The organism is Enterococcus sp. C63, from assembly GCF_040887215.1.
GTDB lineage: Bacteria > Bacillota > Bacilli > Lactobacillales > Enterococcaceae > Enterococcus_B > Enterococcus_B hirae.
Genome location: NZ_JBFOFI010000004.1, coordinates 145147 through 164771, shown reverse-complemented (window position 1 = coordinate 164771; position 19625 = coordinate 145147). Strand labels below are relative to the sequence as shown.

Below are 19625 nucleotides of genomic sequence, written 5' to 3'. Positions count from 1 at the left end.
AAGAAAAAAGAGGTTTTTCAACAGAAAACGTATTCTTTATTTTACTTCTGGGAAGGTTTTAGTAAAATAAAGATGAATTGTTTTTTGAACTTCTATGTTATACAATCTGTTCGTTAGCGCAAAGGATCCAAGGCGCTTTATTTTTTGCTCAAAAAAGTTATGGGAATAAAAGAAGGAGTTAGATTATGGCAAATTATGGCCAAGGGGAATCAAATGGTAAAATTATTCTGATGGGCGAACATGCAGTTGTCTACGGCGAACCGGCAATCGCTTTTCCTTTTCAGGCAGCAAAAGTAGTTGCTTCCTTGAATGAACGCATCACTTCGTCAGGAGATCAGCTTGTTTCTTCCTACTATACAGGAATACTGCGCGATGCCCCACATTCGTTAAAAAACATCAAGCAGTTAGTATTCAACTTAAAAAAGAAACTGCAAATTGAGCAATCATTAGAGTTAACTATTCACAGCACTATCCCTGCCGAACGTGGAATGGGCTCAAGCGCTGCAGTAGCTACGGCAGTTACTCGTGCCTTTTACGATTATCTCGAACAACCACTTTCTCGCGAACAGCTCTTGACAAATGTCCAAATTTCAGAAAAAATTGCCCATGGTAATCCTAGTGGTATCGATGCTGCGGCAACAAGCAGTTTAGAACCAATCTACTTTGTGAAAGGACACCCGTTTGATTATTTCTCTTTAAATATCGACGCTTTTTTGATTGTCGCTGATACCGGAATCAAAGGTCAGACGCGAGCAGTGGTCAAAGACGTTGCTCATTTATTTGAAAAAGATCAGCAGAAAGTTGGACAAAAAATCCAACAACTAGGATACTTAACAAGGCAAGCCAAAAAAGCCATTGTTAAAAATAACCCCGAGCATTTAGCCCAAGCGATGAATGAAGCCCAACTAATTTTAAAAAATTTAACGATCAGCAACGATTTTCTTGATGTATTGATCGAAACCGCTAGAGATTCAGGCGCTTTGGGAGCAAAACTAACTGGTGGTGGTCGAGGTGGCTGCATGATTGCGCTAGCTCAAACAAAAACAAAAGCCCAAGAAATCAGCGAAGCCCTCTTACAAGCGGGAGCAGCTGCAACTTGGATTCAAGGATTAGGAGTACATACCTATGTTTAAAGGCAAAGCACGAGCATATACGAATATCGCCCTTATCAAGTACTGGGGTAAAAAAAATGAATCGTTAATTCTCCCGATGAATAACAGCTTATCACTCACATTAGATGCATTTTATACGGAAACTGAAGTCAGCTTTTCAGAAGCTTACACAGAAGACCAATTTTATTTAGATAATCAATTGCAAGATGAAAAAGCAACCAAAAAAATCAGTACTTTTTTGGATATTGTGAGAGAAAAAGCGGGTACCACGAAAAAAGCAAAAGTGATCAGCCAGAATTTCGTTCCGACTGCTGCGGGTTTAGCTTCTTCTGCCAGCGGCTTAGCGGCTTTAGCCGGAGCATGCAACGAGGCATTGAAATTAGGGTTAGATGACCAAGCTTTATCAAGACTGGCTCGTAGAGGATCAGGTTCCGCTTGTCGGAGTATTTTTGGTGGATTTGTTGAATGGGAAAAAGGACACAATGACCAAAGTTCGTATGCTCATCCAATTTCCTCAGACGGTTTTGAAGATCACTTAGCGATGGTCTTTCTATTGTTGAATGAACAAAAAAAGGATGTCTCAAGTCGTGATGGTATGCGCCGAACGGTTGAAACTTCAAGTTTTTATCAAGGATGGTTAGATTCTGTCGAAGCCGATCTTTATCAATTAAAACAAGCAATCAAAACTAAGAACTTTCAACTTCTAGGTGAAACTATGGAACAAAATGGGTTAAAAATGCACGGAACGACATTAGCTGCACGTCCGCCATTTACCTACTGGTCTCCTGATAGTTTAAAAGCCATGCAAGCGGTACGGGATTTAAGAAATCAGGGGATTCCTTGTTACTTTACTATGGATGCTGGCCCAAATGTGAAAGTGCTAGTTCAAAAAGACCATCTAGATAAGGTCAAAACAACATTTAGTGACTTATTTAGTAGCCAACAAGTCATTTCGGCTTTTGCAGGTCCAGGAATGACGATTATTGAATAAAGGGAGATTTTTATGATTGAAGTATCTGCACCAGGAAAACTTTATATTGCTGGAGAATACGCAGTTGTTGAAACCGGACATCCGGCTATCATCGTAGCCATTGATCAGTTTGTTACTGTAACCGTTGAAACCGCACGAAAAGTCGGCAGCATCCAATCTGAGCAATATAGTGGCATGCCGATTCGTTGGACTCGGCGTGATGGTGAACTTGTCTTGGATATTCGTGAAAATCCATTTCATTATATCCTTGCTGCCATTCGTTTGACTGAAAAATACGCACGAGAAAAAAATATTTTACTTTCTTTTTATGACCTAAAAGTGACAAGTGAATTGGATAGTTCTAACGGACGCAAATACGGTCTAGGCTCAAGTGGCGCCGTAACTGTCGCAACAGTCAAGGCATTGAATATGTTTTATGCGTTAAATCTTACACAGATTGAAATTTTCAAAATTGCTGCACTAGCAAATTTAACGGTTCAAGATAATGGCTCTTGTGGAGATATTGCAGCTAGTTGTTATGGTGGTTGGATTGCTTTTTCAACCTTTGATCACCAGTGGCTCCAAGAACAAGAAAAACAACATACAATCGTTGAACTCATCGAAATGGATTGGCCTGGTTTATCCATTGAGTCTCTTCCGACACCGAAAGATCTGCGTTTACTGATTGGTTGGACTGGCAGTCCTGCATCAACTTCTGATTTAGTCGATCAAGTCCATCGCTCACGTAAGGAAAAAATGGTAGCCTATCAAAAATTTTTACAAGATAGTACCTTATGCGTCCATGAAATGATTAAAGGATTCAAAGAGAATAACATTGATTTGATTCAAGCTATGATTAGAAAAAACCGACAACTACTCCATGAGCTATCTTCAATTACGGGCGTATTGATCGAAACGCCTGCTTTAAATAAATTATGTAGCTTAGCAGAAGAATACGAGGGCGCAGCAAAATCATCTGGAGCAGGTGGTGGCGATTGTGGTATCGTAATCGTGGATCAAAAATCCGGTATCTTGCCTTTGATGAGCGCTTGGGAATTAGCAGAAATTACACCCTTGCCATTACACGTCTATAGTAACCAACGAAAGGAAAAAGGATGAATCGAAAAGATGAACATGTCTCATTAGCTAAAGCTTTTCATAGTAAACAAAAAAATGAATTTGATACGGTTCGAATCGTTCATAACCCCTTACCTGAAGTTTCCATGTCAGAGATTGATCTACATACGACTGTTGCTGGCTTAACTTTAGACTATCCTTTATATATCAATGCTATGACTGGCGGAAGTGAAAAAACTAAAAAAATCAACCATGATTTAGCGATGATCGCAAAAGAAACAAATTTAATGATTGCCACGGGTTCAGTCAGTGCAGCTTTAAAAGATCCTGCTTTAAGCGATTCTTACACGATCATGCGTGACGTTTATCCAGAAGGAAAGATCCTTGCCAACGTAGGAGCCGGCACCTCTTTAGCACGAGCAAAAGAGGCGATTGAACTATTTCAAGCCGATGCTTTACAACTCCATCTCAATGCACCACAAGAATTGGTGATGCCTGAAGGGGATCGTGATTTTTCCAATTGGAAAGAATTGATCAAAGAAATCAGCGAAGGCATTTCGGTTCCTTTGATCGTGAAAGAAGTCGGTTTTGGTATGACTAGAGAAACGATCGATGAACTAGCCGAGTTGGGGGTTCAGACAATCGATATCAGTGGCCGAAGCGGAACCAGCTTTACTCAAATCGAAAATGCTCGTCGCAAAAAAAGAGAGTTAGATTATTTAGTCGATTGGGGACAATCAACGGTTACTTCTCTGCTAGAGGCAAACGAAGCCCAACATCAAGTAGAGATTCTTGCTTCTGGTGGTATTCGCAATGCCTTCGACCTCTTCAAAGCACTTTGTCTTGGTGCCAATGCAGTAGGCGTTTCTGGAACGATCTTAACGCATCTCATGACACACGGCGTGGCAGAAACGATCCAACTAGTCCAACAATGGCAAGCAGAACTTCAACGGCTATTGACCATGGTAGGAGCTAAAACTATCCAAGAACTTCATCACCAACCCTTGATCTTATCTGGAACTACTAAAGATTGGTGCGAAGCCCGAGGAATTCCTCTGACCAAATATGGCACACGAAAGAAATAAACAAATCGATTCAACTCAAAAAGGTTGTCCAATCATCGAAAAGATGAATGACGACCTTTTTTGTCTACAAAAATACAAAGTTTTCTTAGAATGAGATTTTCTTATGGCGTTGACTCTATTTTATCATTCACCAATCACTTCATACATTTGTTCTAGTTTTCATGCGATAAATAATAGGATACCAACTCTTTTTCATCTGATAAACAAAAATAAAACCTATGTATCTTTGACAAACGGCTATAATTCCATTCCTGGCATCATTGGCGGAGCGCTAGGTTTTATTATACCCATCCCCTTCCCTATCTCAAGATTACTCGTTTCACATACTTTCCCTAGTTCTTTGCTTATTAAATCAGTCAATTGTTTTTTCCCCTGCTGTTTTTCCTGAACTGCTGTTTCACGCTTAAAGTTATCTGGATTGGTTAGTAGATAACTATAAATATCTCTCCAACTCATCTGAAGATCTCGTTCTATTTTTTTTCGTTTTTTATCCACTTTACCACCACTAAATAGATTGAGCGTTTTTCCGCCAGGGTTAATCCTGAATCGTATAATTTTTTCTAGCTGCATAGATCTTTTAAGATATAAACGTATTATGACATAATAGTCTATTTTATTTTGATTAAAACAAGGATTCTTTACATTCCCTAATTTTTTTAACGTTTGATCTAGCTCTTTAAGGTTGTGGAGATTATTTTTTAATTGTTGCTTTCGTTGTTTTTCAGTCAATTCTTTAGTAACCAGTTTTAGTTCTTTTGTTGTTACTTTTTTTTTTGCTGCTATATTTTTTTCGGTTGCTGCTTCCTCTTTTAGTTTGTCATCCTCCGGTGTATTTTTTTCATCTGCGACAACTTTAGTGTTCACCACGTACTTTAATAAAGAATGATCGATCCATTTTTCACCTCTCCTACCAGTTAAATACTGCATTTCCTTCGTCAGTTTTTTTATCTCAGACTTGCAATTTTTGATTTCTTTTGCTATTTCGTTAAGCTCTTTTTTTTTGCTCTTGATCGTTTCACCATGTACTCGCTTGGTGCTTTTATATAATGCATTTTTTTTGCTTTCACTGCGTTTTGAAGTTCCTGCTCACAATCTTCCTTTTTTTTAATTTGAGAATGCTTTTTCTTATACCAATCCTCTCTTTTCTTAGCCCGTTCTTCAATTTCTCTCTTTAGTTCATTTTTCAACTCTATGTATAGCTCAGTGTATTTGTGTACGTTCTCAAGTGGTTCTAAGTTTTCCCGCAATTTGACTTCTAATGAATCAACGGTTGACATCAATTGTTCTTTTCCCATATTTTCTTGATTTTTTGTTTTCTCAAATAATGGTTTTGTCATCCTAACAACTTCCTTTCTTTTTTCATTTTTACTTATCTAAAGTAACACGGTTTACTAGTCTTGATAAAACTACTTTTTCTAAAAAAGCGAATTAATCGTTTTTTTCTAACAAAAGAAATTCCTACGCTAGTTCTAACGATATTGATCCCCTTTCCGACAAAAAAAGCCCCTCTTTCCAGATCATCTTTATCTGGAAAAGGGGCTTGATTAACTATACTTGTATTGAATTAACCATTATAAGCATCAATAATGATTTGTTTTAGCTCACTGATCAATGGCTCTTTTGGATTTGCTGTTGTACATTGATCTTCATAAGCAAGTTCTGCCATACGGTCAACCGTTGAATCTAAGGTTTCTTGTGTTACACCTTGCGCCTTCAAGCTCATATTGATTCCAACTGATTGTCCTAATTCATAAACTGCTGTTGCTAAAGCTTCAACTAATTCCGCTGTTGTTTGTCCTTTTAACCCTAAGAACTTAGCAATATCTGCATAGTCTGTATCTGCACGGAAGTAATCATATTTAGGGAACATTGCATGTTTTTGTGGATCTTTTGCATTATAGCGGATGATATGTGGTAATAAAATGGCATTTGTACGACCATGTGGGATACCATATTCTCCACCAATTTTATGCGCAACTGAGTGACAAATTCCTAAGAAGGCGTTCGCAAATGCCATCCCTGCCATTGTAGAAGCGTTGTGCATTTTTTCTCGTGATTCCATATCAGGAGTTTTCACTGATTTTTCTAGGTAATCGAAGACTAATTTGATTGCTTGTAAGCTCAAGCCTCTTGTATAATCAGAAGCCATAACAGAAACATAAGACTCAATCGCATGAGTTAATACGTCCATCCCTGTATCTGCCGTGACAGAAGCTGGTACTGACATGACAAATTGTGGGTCGACGATTGCTACATCTGGTGTTAATGCATAATCTGCCAATGGATATTTCACATGTGTATCACTATCTGTGATAACGGCAAAAGGTGTTACTTCAGAACCCGTTCCTGAAGTTGTCGGAATACACACAAATTGTGTTTTTTCTGGTTTATCGATCTTATATGTCCGTTTACGGATATCTAAGAATTTTTGTTTTGCTCCAAAGAATGAAGTATCTGGGTGTTCATAGAACATCCACATTCCTTTAGCAGCATCCATTGCAGAACCGCCACCTAATGCAATCACTGTGTCTGGTTTGAAATCAGCCATCAATTTCGTTCCTGCATAGACTGTGTTTGTTGAAGGATTTGGCTCAACTTCTGAGAAGACTTCGATTTTCACATCATTCTTACGTCTTGATAGTACTTCACGAACCGTATCACAGTAACCAAACTGCACCATACCAGGATCACAAACGATCATGACACGCTCTACGTTTTCCATTTTTTCTAAATAAAGCAAAGAGTTCTTTTCAAAGAAGATTTTTGGTGGTAATTTGAACCATTGCATATTATTTCTCCGTTTCGCTACAGTTTTGACATTGATCAAGTTGATGGCACTTACATTTCTAGAAACAGAATTTTTACCATATGAACCACAACCTAAAGTTAGTGAAGGGATCATTTCGTTATAGATATTTCCGATTCCACCTTCTGCTGAAGGAGTATTTACTAAGATACGGCAAGCTTTCATCCGTAGACCAAACTTCACATGAAGCTCTTCATCCTCTGAGTGAATCACTGCAGTATGGCCTAATCCGCCTAAGTTCAACATTCCTTCGCATAATTCAAAGGCATGTTCTGTATTGTTTGCTTTAACCATTGCAAGTACTGGAGAAAGTTTTTCACGTGAAAGTGGGTAATCCGCTCCGACACCTTCTAATTCAGCTACTAACATTTTTGTCCCTTCTGGAACTTTGATGCCAGCTAGTTTTGCAATGTCCATTGCAGAATGTCCAACGATTGCTGGATTTACTGCGTATTTACCTTCATTCATCACTGCATCTTCTAATTTTGAAAGTTCAGCTGGTTTCACAAAATAGACTTGATGTGCTTGGAATTCTGCTTTAACTGCAGCATAGACTTCTTTGTCAACGATTACTGCTTGCTCAGAAGCACAAATCATTCCGTTATCAAACGTTTTAGAAACGATCAAGTCATTCACTGCTCGTTTGATTTTTGCTGTTTTTTCAATATATGCTGGTACATTACCTGGTCCAACACCTAAAGCTGGCTTTCCTGTTGAATAAGCAGATTTCACCATTCCTGCCCCACCAGTAGCTAAAACAATTGCGATCCCTGGATGATTCATCAACATTGAAGTCGCTTCAATCGATGGATGTTCAATCCATTGAATACAATTTTCAGGCGCGCCAGCTGCGATCGCTGCATCACGAACGACACGCGCTGCTTCAGCAGAAGATTTTTGAGCACTTGGATGGAATGCAAAAACGATTGGGTTTCTTGTTTTCAACGCGATCATTGATTTAAAAATTGTCGTTGATGTTGGGTTAGTTGTTGGAGTTACCCCACAAACCACACCAACTGGTTCAGCAATTTCAATCAAGCCTTTTTGAACATCTTCATTGATGACACCAACTGTTTTATCGTGCTTGATGTTATTCCAAATATATTCAGAAGCATACATATTTTTGATCGCTTTATCTTCATAGATTCCACGACCAGTTTCTTCAACTGCCATTTTAGCTAACGGCATATGTTGATCTAATGCTGCCATTGCCATTTCATGCACAATATGATCTACTTTTTCTTGATCAAAGTTTTCCATCTCTTTTAATGCGACATTTGCTTTCGTTGCTAATTCATCAATCATTCCTTGAACATCAATAGTTTTTGGTTGTTCTTTCTCCATTACTTTAGCCATTGTCTTCCTCCTAATGGGTCATGGTTGTTTGTTAATTAATTCACATTCTCATCATACAACAAACCTTTTCAGATGTAAACCTTTATTGTGATTTTTTTCACAGTTTTTTAAATTTCGATTAAATCCTTTATTTATCAGTATTTTTATTTATTATCCTAATTATCCAAAGTATTTTATCAAAAAAACAGTTTATTCAAAACTTAACAAAGTTAGAGTTTTAGGATAAAAAAAGAGCCCGAGACACCGTCTCAGACTCAACTACTAAGCTTTACCTATTTGTTTTCTTTACTATCTTCAGGTGTTTCAACAGTTTCAGTAGCTTCTTCTTTCACTTCTACTGTTTCAGCAACTTTTGGTTCTGTTTTTTCTACCGTATTTACTGTCGAATCATTGGTTACGACAGTTCCAGGTTTAACCGTTTTGATGGCTGCTCGATCGTATTCTAGAAAAATCCCTTCACAATCTATAACGACTGTGCGTTTTTCATTGTCGATCTCTGAAACAACACCATGTAATCCGCCGATTGTAACTACTTCATCGCCTGATTTCATACTGTCTAGTAAATTTTGTCGTTCTTGTTGTTGTTTCTTTTGTGAACGTGACATAAAATACCACATTGCTAAAAGAGCAACGAACATGACTAACATTGGTAATGATCCCATTTTTTTCACCTCACTAACATGTATCTACACACTCAACTTTAGCAGAAAAAGGCGTGAGACACTAGTTTTTTACATAAATTTAGTGAAAAAGATTAGAAACTTTTGGCATTCTCTTTATTAAACCCATATTCCTCAAAAAAGGCTGCTCGAAATTCTAATAAATTGTCATCCATGATCGCTTGACGCACTTGTTTCATCAAGTTTAATAAGAAGTACAAGTTATGGTAAGACGTTAACCGTATCCCAAATGTTTCATCACATTTGATCAAATGACGAATATACGCACGTGTATAATTTTTACATGTGTAGCAGTCACATTTCTCATCGATTGGGCGGAAGTCATGTGCGTATTGTGCATTTTTCACGACTAAGCGTCCTTGTGAAGTCATACAAGTACCATTTCTTGCGATACGTGTAGGCAAGACACAGTCAAACATATCGACTCCTCTAATCACGCCATCAATCAATGAATCTGCTGCACCAACACCCATTAAATAACGTGGTTTATCCTCAGGGATCAATGGTGTTGTAAACTCTAATACACGATTCATTTCTGATTTAGGTTCGCCAACAGACAAACCACCGATTGAATAGCCAGGGAAATCCATTGAGATCAAATCTTTTGCACTTTGGCGACGTAAATCTTCAAACCCAGCTCCTTGAATGATACCAAATAATCCTTGACGATCAGGATTCAGATGGGCTTTTAAGCCTCGCTCAGCCCAACGTGAGGTTCTTTCCACTGATTTTTTGACATAATCATAGCTTTCATCAAAAGGAGGACATTCATCAAAGCTCATCATGATGTCTGATCCTAATTTATTTTGGATATTAATTGCTTTTTCTGGTGATAAAAACATCCGAGAACCATTTAAATGATTTTTAAAATGGACACCCTCTTCTTCGATGTTACGCATATCGCTTAGCGAGAACACTTGAAAACCACCTGAATCTGTCAAAATCGGTTGATCCCAATTCATGAACTTGTGTAAGCCGCCTGCTTCTTCTACCAAGTCTTCTCCAGGTCTTAACCATAAATGGTACGTATTACTTAAAATGACTCCCGCGCCCATTGCTTTTAATTCTTCAGGTGACATGGTTTTGACAGTTGCTAGTGTTCCCACAGGCATAAACATTGGTGTGGGAAATGTCCCATGAGGAGTAATCAATTCACCAAGACGGGCACCGGTATGTTTTTCTTTTTTGATTAAACGATAACGAATGGCAGGTTGTGTCATTCAATTCCCTACTTTCTCTATAATAATCGCATTGACAACTCCCATCATCATAATCGTTCTAACTCTTTTTTGCAAGGGTTCATTGGGTAACAGGTGTTTATTTAACCTTCATTTTTTAAAGGAATTATAATAACAGATAAAAGATAAAGAAAGCTAAATTGTTTCTTCTTTGTTATACTTATGGCATAAATAAAAAGGAGTGAAACTCATGCTATCTTCAAAAGAACTGAAACAACAAGCAAAAGACAGTTTAAAAGGACGCTGGGGGCAAGCTGTATTATTGAATTTAGTCCCAACGTTAATCACAATTGCACTCATTATGATCATAGCTATTCCGACCGCTTTATTATTGGCTCATACCTATAATGATCCTGCAGCTGTCCAAGATATGGCAAACAATACCAACGGAGGTGCTGCTTCTAGCGGTGGTGGTATTGTGTCTGGTATTATCAGCGCACTATTTATGAGTGGGATCTCATGGACCTATCTAGATATCCTGCGTGGAACCAAATCGACCATCGAACCATTTAAAGATGCCTTTCGTGGTTTTACAGGATTATTTCTTGGTGGTGTGATTTTACTAGCTATTTTGATTTCGATCTTTACTACTTTATGGGCGTTATTATTCGTTATTCCTGGTATCATCAAAAGTTATTCTTATTCCCAAAGTTACTTCATTTACTATGATGTTATCACTGAAACAGGGGAAAAACCAGGAGTGCTCAATACGATCACTGCTAGTCGTAAATTAATGGATGGCTACAAAGGTAAATTGTTCTGGCTTGATCTATCCTTTATTGGCTGGCATATCTTAGCCATGCTAACTGCTGGAATTGGTTATTTATGGTTAAATCCTTATATTACAGCAACTAAAGCAGCTTTTTATGAACAATTGCCAAAAAACGTATAGAAATCAATGTCCAATGAAGCGACCCTCAAAAGTTAGATCAAAAATCTAACTTTTGAGGGTCGCTTCACATGTTTCAGCCGCAGTCGCTTTTTTCATTTCGCTCACTTCTGCTCAGATTTTAGAACTTCGCCAGTATACGCATCAACTTTGACTGTCACTTTTTTTATTTTTTCTTTAATAGTAATTGTCCAATACGATTTTCCTGATTGTCTTTCAAGGAACCACTTTACCGCTTTTCCTGTCCCAGTCGTTTTTTCAGCTACATTTTCAGCTACTTTAGTAACTTCCGATAAACTTTTTAAGTTTTTGATATTGAACAGATCTGCGGATTGCTCGGTAGTGGCTTGTTCGTGTTTGTTTCGTATGCGATATACTTTTTTTTTTGATATTCGCTGTTTTAGTTGAAATTCTTACGCTGCATTCTTTAGTTGCATCTCTACCAGTAATTTCGTAATAGTAAGGACCAACAGTCTGACTAACTTTAACAGAAGTAATCGCTTGATGAGGATAACAAGTCTGATAAGTTTCAAGTGCTTCTTTTAATGATACATTGAATTTTTCCGGCTCCTCAATTTCATCCGCAGATGTGGACGAACTAGAAACATTGGCAACCTTGATTTCTTTCGTTTCATTCCCATAATTTTCATAAGGATAATTAAAAACAAACATCACCAACATCCCCAAACTAAAACTAGTTAATACCGTTAAACACCATACAAACAACTTCATCTTTTCCGCTCCTTCACAATCAATTGTTAGATTCTTGAAATGAACGATTAATCGTTCTTTTTTTAGGAGTTTGAGGCTGGATGAATTGAATCCTCCAGCCTCATTGAGAGAATATAAGAGATAAAGCAAATAATATATCCCTATGTCTTTATTCTACTTAAATCTTTCATCTTATTTTTTTTATTTTTTTACCATCTAGTCATGAACAAATAAAAAAAAAACATATTAGAAAAGCTCCCCCATGGCTTTTCTAATATGTTTCATCATTACTTTTGATGGAAAGGAACGATTTTAGAAGTCAGTGTCACTGATTTCTAAATTTACTGTTACATTTCCACGCAAAGCTTTTGAGTAAGGGCAAACTTGATCTGCTTCTTCAACAAAACGTATTGCTTCATCTTTCGGCATATCTTTGATAAAGACTGTCAAAAGAACTTCTATTGTAAAATCTGCCTCTCCATGATTCAGCAAGGCAACGTTTGCTTTTACTGAACTAGGTTGATTGATGTTCTTTCTAGATAAAACTAATTCTAAGGCACCGTTAAAACAGGCACTATAAGCTGCTGCAAAGAGCTCTTCGGGATTTGTTGCATCCGTGTTTTGGGTTCCAGGTGCTGCGACATCATACAAAAATTTTTTCTCTTGTGAATAAATTTTACCACTACGGCCACCTGTATTAATAGTAGCTACCTCATAAATTTTGCTCATAAATTTCGCCCTCCAAAGTTGATTGTAAATATAGTAGTTGGCATCTAGGTAATTGGGTATCACATAAAAGGTTAGTGTATAGGAATGATTGGGTTGTTTACAAGAATAGTAAATTTTACCTGAAACCAAACTGCGTCTATTTACTTCTTTACTCTAAAGGATTATTCAACGTCATTTTTTCTTAAAAAAAATACGAATCTACTGTTTATTGAAATTATTAAAAATTTTGAGCAAGGAAACTACTCGTGTTCAATTTTCTTTTTTCCATTTCCCTAAACCACTCAAAATAGGGTTATAGCCAAACAAAGACGTTAGTAAAAAATAGATAGGGACGGCTATAGAAACTTGGAGTAGATTAGTCAAAAAGGTAGGTGACATGCCATTTGTAATTATTCTTGTAACGAACCACATAATAATGGATGAACAAAAAATAACCAGTAAGTTTTTTTTCTTAAAGCTAAAATTTGTTTGATTCAAGAATGATTTTGTACGTACCACTGTTACAAAAATTTCTGCTAAAAGGTTTGAAAAAACCACTCCAAAAAAACCGATCCACGGTAACAAGATTAAATTAGATAAAATATTGATAACCGCACCAATTAATACAGATTTATTGTAGATTTTTACTTTGCCAATCGGTATCAAATATTGTCTAGAAATGGACATACCTAAGGGCATCACAACGATCAAAATAGAAAAAAGTGGAATAACTTTATTGATGAATAAGAATTCTTTCCCAAAAAACCAGGGAACTAATTTATCGTAAACCGTAAGCATCCCGAACATCGCTGGAACACTAAAATATAATTGTAAATGAATCGTCTTATCAATGATGTCCACCATCTTATTAATGTTTCCTTTGGCATATAACCCACTCATGTGCGGTAATAGCACCATATCAAGCGTTGTAATAACCGTGATAAATACCGTATTGATTGTTAATGAATTAGTGTAATAACCAACAGCTGTACTACCAATAAAAACACCCAATAAAGTCTTGTTTAGATTCGTATAAAGTAAAATAGCAACCTGTGGGATAAAAAATTCAAAAGATGATCGGATATGTCTAAAGCTATCTAAGAATGCTACCTTTTTAAAATTTATATGTTTATGAATAAATAGCCATGTCAATAGTTGAGATAATAAGGTTCCTACTGACTGTAGTAAAACATATAAAATCGTATCAGAAGAATCTTTAATCAAAAAGATAATTAAAATGAAAGTAACAAATTGAATTCCCAGATTGATCATGCTCGTTTTTCTGAAATCCTCGATTCCCATAAAAAACCACGAAATGTCAAACATAACAGCTATAATAGTGAGACTTTGTATATAGAAATAGATCTTATTACCTAAAAAAGTAGTAAATAACAAAAAAACTAAAAGTGTAATACATGTTAAAACTGCTTTTAATAAACAGATTTCCCAAAACGTTTTTGAAATATTTTCTTTACGATTATAAACTAATGCGATTTCTCGATTCCCATACATCGAGATCCCTAAACTAGCGACTAACACAAAATATTGAGTAATCGAATTGGTGTAATTAAAAATCCCTAATCCTCCAGGACCTAATGCTTTTGAAACAATTGGGACTGTAATGATTGGCATGATAATCTTTGTCAGTTGAAATAATGACTGATACCCAAAATTTTTAAGCACATGTTTCAATTCTATTAGTCCCTTCCAAATATATCTCGCGTATAGACTTTCATTTCTACATCTTTGAGTAACGGATCAAATCGATTGGCTAATATCACATCTGAATGCTTCTTGAACTCATCAATGTCCTTTATTACTTTAAATGTCGAAAAATGCTCCTTCTTCACTGTCGGTTCATAAATGACTACGTTAATGCCTTGATCTTTCAAAAGACGCATGATACTTAAAATAGATGAATATCTGAAATTATCAGAGCCCGCCTTCATTGTTAAACGATAAATCCCTACTACATCTGGATTTTTTTCCATGATACGATCTGCAATAAATGTTTTTCTTGTATCATTTGACTGAACGATGGCTTGGATCAGATCATTTGGCACGTGCTGGTAATTCGCTAGTAATTGTTTCGTATCCTTCGGTAAACAATATCCGCCATAACCAAAAGAAGGATTATTATAATAGTCCCCTATTCTTGGGTCCGTTGAAACCCCCGAGATAATTTGAGCTGTATCTAATCCATTCATTTCAGCATAAGTATCAAGTTCATTGAAATAAGCAATCCTTAATGCTAAATAGGTATTAGAAAACAGTTTGATCGCTTCTGCTTCTGTTGAATCAGTTAAAATAACAGGAACATTTTTTATTCGAGTATTTTTTTTAAACATCGAAGCAATTTTTTGTCCTCTTTTCGTGTTTTCGCCTACAACGATACGAGAAGGATAGAGATTATCATACAATGCTTTTCCTTCCCGCAAAAATTCTGGTGAAAAAATAAAATCCTCTGATTGATATTTCTTTTTTAAATACTTAATATAACCTAAAGGAATCGTTGACTTAATGATAAATACAGCATCCGTACGTACTGCCTTTACCTTTTCGATTACTTCTTCTATGGAGGAAGTATCGAATAGGTTTTTTTCTTCATCATAATCGGTTGGAGTAGCAATCAAAATAAATTCTCCCCATGATGCTGCACTTTTGAAGTCTTGTGTAAAAGTTATTCCCAATTCTCTATTATTCAAAAATTCTTGGATCTCTTTATCTTCGATTGGGGAACAACCTTTTATTAGTTTCTCGATTTTTTTCTGATCGATATCATAAGCAACCACATCATTATTTTGGGCAAGCAACAATGCATTTGCTAGCCCTACATAGCCCATACCGAAAACAGATAGTCTCATTTCTTACACCTTACTTATTTTTTTATTTTTTGCTTGTTTTAAAATTTTTTGTATTTTTTTATTATCCCCCCATACAGCCTTAGAATCATATTTTCTATCGGGATAGGCACCATAATCCAAATGAATATTCAAGTGATTATCTGCAATGAATTGTTCGACACGTTCTTTTAATTTAACAGGATAACCTGAGCAAATATTAATGATTCCTGAGATTTCGTCTTGTTCAACAGCTGCTGCTACTTGAAAACAAAAATCATCATAGTCTAAAAAATCGTATTGGTTTTCCCCCATTGTAAAAGGAAAGTTTACCTCTTCTTCCTTGGCTTTCTCAATGATTTTTGAAAAAACCGAACTACCACCCGGTTGATTCGATACAATGTAATAAGCACGCAACCATTGAAATTTTTTATTGGTTTCTTTAGCCATAAACGAACTAAAATTTCTCAATGAATCTTTTGCAATGCCATAGTAACTCATTGGGTGTGTACTAGTGAATTCGTTAATGCAGCCTTCATAAAATCCAACTTCATGCATCGATCCCATCACTACGATTTTATCGATTCCTGATAAGAAAAATTTTTTTAAAAATAGTGCATGATCGGATAAGTTTCTAATATGACTTTCTGCATTATGGATAAACCCATCTTGCCATGCAAGATGGACTAATACGTTCGGTTCACCAAAATAATGATACGGATCAGAAATATCAAAAAGATTTTCTTGATAGATAGTGGCTTCTTTATTTATTCGATTCGTTCTGACATCTGTCGCAATAACTTCATTTCCATCATTGATCAGTTGGTCTACAATTCCAGTTCCTAAATAACCGTTTGCTCCAGTTACTAATATTTTCATCAATTCTCACTCCCCAAATTTACTATTTTTTCTATTATTTTTTCCCATGAGAAGAGGTCGAGTAACACCTGATCCCCAACAGGGATACGTTTTTTTTCCAAAAATTGAAGCATTTCGTTGATTGAGATCGGTGAATCATCATCCTTTACTTGATAAATATTTTGTTTTACTGCACTAAAAAATGGTGTTTCGCCTGATGTAATCACTGGAATTCCTTGATAAAGTGCTTCGGATACTTTGATAGCTGTCTCAATATTGGCACCTCGTAGATGTAACTTTAATGTACCGATAGCCATTGAAGCTTCACCATAAAGCTGTTCTAATTCTTGACGATCTTTATACCCATGAAATATAACGTATCCTTGTAATCGGTAAGATGCTACCAGTTGTTTTAACTCTTCAATTGCTGGTCCCCCACCAACAATGTCAAAGAAGACCTCTGGTGCTATCTCATCTTTTGTCCGATAATAATATTCAAGTCCTTCAATTAAACGATCCAGCCCATGATAAGGATAAAAATTTCCAACAGCAACTACCCGATGTGTAGGCTGTTCTTCATTTTTCTGATATAAATTGACTGGCAAATTATCCGGATCTACACCATTGTAAAAAGAAACCATCTTCGCCTTTTTTTTATTACTTGTCTTCGCCTCAATTACTGCAATCTTATTGCATTTTTTTTCATACAATCGATCACCTAAGTAATTCCATACTAGACTCAATCCACCCTTTAACTTATTGGGTGCTACATTCAATTGTTCTTTATAATAAGGATAAGTAGGAATTTCCATAATCGTTTGAATTGTTTTTTGCTGAGAGATACTTAGCAGTTCACTCATTATTTTTGTATAATATTGATCCCGAAAATAGAAATGAGTCCATTCTCTCGACAACAATAATTTTTTTGTTGCTATTTGGATATCTTTTATTTTTTGACGGTGATTCGTTGCATCACTCTTTGTTAATAAACTGTCGTGAATCATCTGCTTGTCATAAAACTCACGTACTCTTATTTCTTGTTTTTTAAAATAAAGTAACCAACATTGCTTTTTATGATTGCTCATATACTTTGCTTGGGAACAGTTCTTTTTAAAAATACCTTTATTTTCTTCTGCAGAAATCCCACTCAAAAATAAGATGCTCATTGTATTTTGTCCTTTCTTATAGCCATTCATTCTGATAAAATAGCGGATTAAAAATCCTTTCAGGTATAGAGATCGAAAAATAAGAAACATAAAACCAAGCCAGAAGGTGAATAACTAACATCCCCCACAAAACGAGTTGATAATAGGTGACTTTTTTGTATTTATAACTAGCATTGATCACAGAAATATAAATCAAAGGCAATATACCTCTGGCTAAACGGTAAAATTCCACAGAATACCAAAGCAAAGGAATAAACATCAATAAAATCACCGAAGCATAAAACACATATTGTGAGAATAGTTTATTTTTTTGACTGATTGTACTTTTAGGAAATCCTAAATGTGCCCAGTATGCTAACCCCACATTCAGCAAGAAAAGAAAAATAACTTGTATCGAACCATTTGTTATTTTTTCAGTATATTGTTGGATTCTTCCGGAATTTGTTGAGAACTCTTCGATTAAATAATTCAAATAGGGAGGAGTTCCACTATAGATTACATAGATCAACTCCAGAAAAATTGCACCACCAACCATTAGTTGAATAAAAAACTTTTTGTTTTTTGAAGATAAAAATAAAAACGGTAGATAAAATAAACTGATCGTATGAAATAAGCTAGCGCTAATTATGCCAAAAAAATATTTTATTTTTTTATTTTCTACTAAATATGGAAATGAATAAATCACAAGAGATATCGCCACTAAATTCCTTAGTTGAATAGCATCAATAAAAAATAAAAATAACGTATAAATAATTATAAATAGATGAGTATTTACGCAATATTTTTTAACTGTCGCACCGATTAATAGGGTTGCAAATAAAAAGACCAACCCACGCATACCAAAGAGTCCTAAATTTAATTGTCGGCAAAACTGTGCAAAATAGTAAAAGCCGAATTCTGTCGCTTTATATTTGATACGTGCATCATCAAAATAAGTTGCTTTATAGTAGACCATGTCTGTATTTTCAGTACCACCTGCAAAAATCAATCCGAGGATCAAAACACTTAATAAGAGTAAATATTTATTGCGTTTATTTCTGAAAACTTCAATAAAATTAAGTATCAGTACAGCAAAATAAGCAACGATGATCATCCAGCAGACACCCTATTCAACATTTTTTTTATAAAACTGGTTCCATAAATCAACTGATTCAAGGTTCGATATCTCCGTTTTTCCATTAAACGACTCACCAGACATAAATAGTTTCTATAATACCGTGATGATTCTATGATTAAAGGTTTCTGTATTTTCTCTTTGGACAATAGTTGTTGGATATCTTGTAGCATCTTTTTTTGATTCGCTGTATTCATGCCGAATTGGGTATAGATATTCAACCCATGTCGTAAAAAATAAGTATAGCGATATTTTTGATAGTAGGGATAAACGCGTTCATTCCATTCAATTTCTCCAATTGTTTCTATAAATATTTGAAAATCTTTCACAGCTGAGGGATTATTTTTTAAAGAAGTACTCGTCAATTCACGTTGACTATATTGATAAACTACTTCGGGGACCAGCTGAATCGTTTGACATTTAGAAACATAGTTAAAATTGAATAAAGTATCTTCTTGCCCATAACGAAATCTTTCATCGAATTTCAAATCATACTCATCTATTATTTTTTTCGGTACAAACAATTCCATAAATGGAGAAACGTCATTCGATGATCTAAATTAAACAAAGCATAAGCAATCTCTTTTTGATCCTTTAATTGCTTTTCTTCATAGGAGTAATCTATTTCAGACAAAAGCAGTTGTTTCTTATCAATCAACTGCATCGATTTGCCGCCTACGATCATATCTGCATCTCCGATTTTGTTAGACAAATAGACATAGATATTGGGATCAATTGCATCGTCTTGATCGATAAAACTAACAAATTCGCCTGTCGCATAAGCTAAACCTGTATTACGGGCTGCACAGATCCCCGCGTTTGTTTGATGAATCAATAATATACGTTCATCTTGTTGTGCAAATTTTTGGCAAATTTGATAACTATCATCTTGTGAACCATCATCAATCAAAATCAACTCGATGTTTTTGTAGGGCTGATTCAATAACGCTTGGAGTGTATTTTCTAAATACAAGCTTCCATTATAGATTGGAACAATCACGCTAATTCTCTTCAA

General features: G+C 35.7%; 20 protein-coding genes. 5 read left to right on the top strand and 15 right to left on the bottom strand.

The window, feature by feature from the left end; genetic code table 11:
* The first annotated feature begins 185 nt into the window (after nt 1-185).
* Genes mvk through fni form a run of 4 tightly spaced genes read left to right on the top strand, consistent with a single transcriptional unit; the run spans nt 186 to nt 4244 of the window.
* A complete protein-coding gene (mvk, locus tag AB3H90_RS08000) occupies nt 186-1133 on the top strand; it encodes a mevalonate kinase (RefSeq protein ID WP_368016519.1) in 948 nt (315 codons plus the stop codon).
* On the top strand, nt 1126-2103 hold the full coding sequence (mvaD, locus tag AB3H90_RS07995; protein WP_368016517.1) for a diphosphomevalonate decarboxylase: 978 nt from the start codon (nt 1126-1128) through the stop codon (nt 2101-2103). The genes mvk and mvaD overlap by 8 nt, the downstream gene beginning before the upstream one ends.
* A gap of 12 nt (nt 2104-2115) precedes the next feature.
* Nucleotides 2116-3201, top strand: coding sequence for a phosphomevalonate kinase (locus AB3H90_RS07990; RefSeq protein ID WP_010720289.1), 1086 nt, complete (start codon nt 2116-2118; stop codon nt 3199-3201).
* Nucleotides 3198-4244 (top strand): type 2 isopentenyl-diphosphate Delta-isomerase, encoded by a 1047-nt coding sequence (gene fni, locus AB3H90_RS07985; protein ID WP_034699329.1) that lies wholly within the window; start codon nt 3198-3200, stop codon nt 4242-4244. Before AB3H90_RS07990 ends, fni begins: the two co-directional genes overlap by 4 nt.
* Nucleotides 4245-4481: 237 nt before the next feature.
* On the opposite strand, the gene AB3H90_RS07980 is transcribed toward fni, so the two are convergent.
* The 5 genes from AB3H90_RS07980 to tgt form a co-directional block, all read right to left on the bottom strand.
* Entirely contained in the window at nt 4482-5171 is a 690-nt protein-coding gene (locus AB3H90_RS07980; protein WP_368016516.1) for a hypothetical protein, read from the bottom strand.
* Nucleotides 5172-5221: 50 nt separating this feature from the next.
* Complete coding sequence (locus tag AB3H90_RS07975) at nt 5222-5581, bottom strand: hypothetical protein (RefSeq protein WP_368016515.1); 360 nt, start codon at nt 5579-5581, stop codon at nt 5222-5224.
* Between the two features lie 227 nt (nt 5582-5808).
* Complete coding sequence (gene adhE / locus AB3H90_RS07970) at nt 5809-8406, bottom strand: bifunctional acetaldehyde-CoA/alcohol dehydrogenase (protein WP_010736883.1); 2598 nt, start codon at nt 8404-8406, stop codon at nt 5809-5811.
* 272 nt (nt 8407-8678) lie between these two features.
* Nucleotides 8679-9068: a preprotein translocase subunit YajC gene (gene yajC / locus AB3H90_RS07965; protein ID WP_010720295.1), complete on the bottom strand. Its 390-nt coding sequence runs from the start codon at nt 9066-9068 to the stop codon at nt 8679-8681.
* 92 nt (nt 9069-9160) lie between these two features.
* Nucleotides 9161-10306, bottom strand: a complete 1146-nt coding sequence (gene tgt, locus AB3H90_RS07960; RefSeq protein WP_010720296.1) for a tRNA guanosine(34) transglycosylase Tgt — start codon at nt 10304-10306, stop codon at nt 9161-9163.
* A 208-nt stretch (nt 10307-10514) separates the two neighbouring features.
* Here tgt and AB3H90_RS07955 point away from each other — a divergent pair, with 208 nt between their 5' ends.
* Complete coding sequence (locus AB3H90_RS07955) at nt 10515-11216, top strand: DUF975 family protein (protein WP_010720297.1); 702 nt, start codon at nt 10515-10517, stop codon at nt 11214-11216.
* Between the two features lie 101 nt (nt 11217-11317).
* On the opposite strand, the gene AB3H90_RS07950 is transcribed toward AB3H90_RS07955, so the two are convergent.
* The 10 genes from AB3H90_RS07950 to AB3H90_RS07905 form a co-directional block, all read right to left on the bottom strand.
* Complete coding sequence (locus AB3H90_RS07950; protein ID WP_368016545.1) at nt 11318-11527, bottom strand: PepSY domain-containing protein; 210 nt, start codon at nt 11525-11527, stop codon at nt 11318-11320.
* Entirely contained in the window at nt 11493-11945 is a 453-nt protein-coding gene (locus AB3H90_RS07945; RefSeq protein WP_096708536.1) for a hypothetical protein, read from the bottom strand. The genes AB3H90_RS07950 and AB3H90_RS07945 overlap by 35 nt, the downstream gene beginning before the upstream one ends.
* Nucleotides 11946-12236: 291 nt before the next feature.
* Complete coding sequence (locus tag AB3H90_RS07940; RefSeq protein ID WP_010736880.1) at nt 12237-12653, bottom strand: Ohr family peroxiredoxin; 417 nt, start codon at nt 12651-12653, stop codon at nt 12237-12239.
* Nucleotides 12654-12902: 249 nt separating this feature from the next.
* Complete coding sequence (locus AB3H90_RS07935; RefSeq protein ID WP_034699342.1) at nt 12903-14324, bottom strand: flippase; 1422 nt, start codon at nt 14322-14324, stop codon at nt 12903-12905.
* A 5-nt stretch (nt 14325-14329) separates the two neighbouring features.
* A complete protein-coding gene (locus AB3H90_RS07930) occupies nt 14330-15496 on the bottom strand; it encodes a nucleotide sugar dehydrogenase (protein WP_368016514.1) in 1167 nt (388 codons plus the stop codon).
* 3 nt (nt 15497-15499) lie between these two features.
* The gene (locus tag AB3H90_RS07925; protein WP_010736877.1) at nt 15500-16351 is read right to left on the bottom strand and encodes an NAD(P)-dependent oxidoreductase; all 852 of its coding nucleotides are present in this window, start codon (nt 16349-16351) and stop codon (nt 15500-15502) included.
* The gene (locus AB3H90_RS07920; RefSeq protein ID WP_034699377.1) at nt 16351-17496 is read right to left on the bottom strand and encodes a glycosyltransferase family 4 protein; all 1146 of its coding nucleotides are present in this window, start codon (nt 17494-17496) and stop codon (nt 16351-16353) included. Before AB3H90_RS07920 ends, AB3H90_RS07925 begins: the two co-directional genes overlap by 1 nt.
* Nucleotides 17497-17512: 16 nt before the next feature.
* Nucleotides 17513-18589: an EpsG family protein gene (locus tag AB3H90_RS07915; protein WP_010720304.1), complete on the bottom strand. Its 1077-nt coding sequence runs from the start codon at nt 18587-18589 to the stop codon at nt 17513-17515.
* Complete coding sequence (locus AB3H90_RS07910) at nt 18586-19140, bottom strand: hypothetical protein (protein ID WP_368016513.1); 555 nt, start codon at nt 19138-19140, stop codon at nt 18586-18588. The genes AB3H90_RS07915 and AB3H90_RS07910 overlap by 4 nt, the downstream gene beginning before the upstream one ends.
* Nucleotides 19113-19625: a glycosyltransferase family A protein gene (locus tag AB3H90_RS07905; RefSeq protein WP_014834340.1), complete on the bottom strand. Its 513-nt coding sequence runs from the start codon at nt 19623-19625 to the stop codon at nt 19113-19115. The genes AB3H90_RS07910 and AB3H90_RS07905 overlap by 28 nt, the downstream gene beginning before the upstream one ends.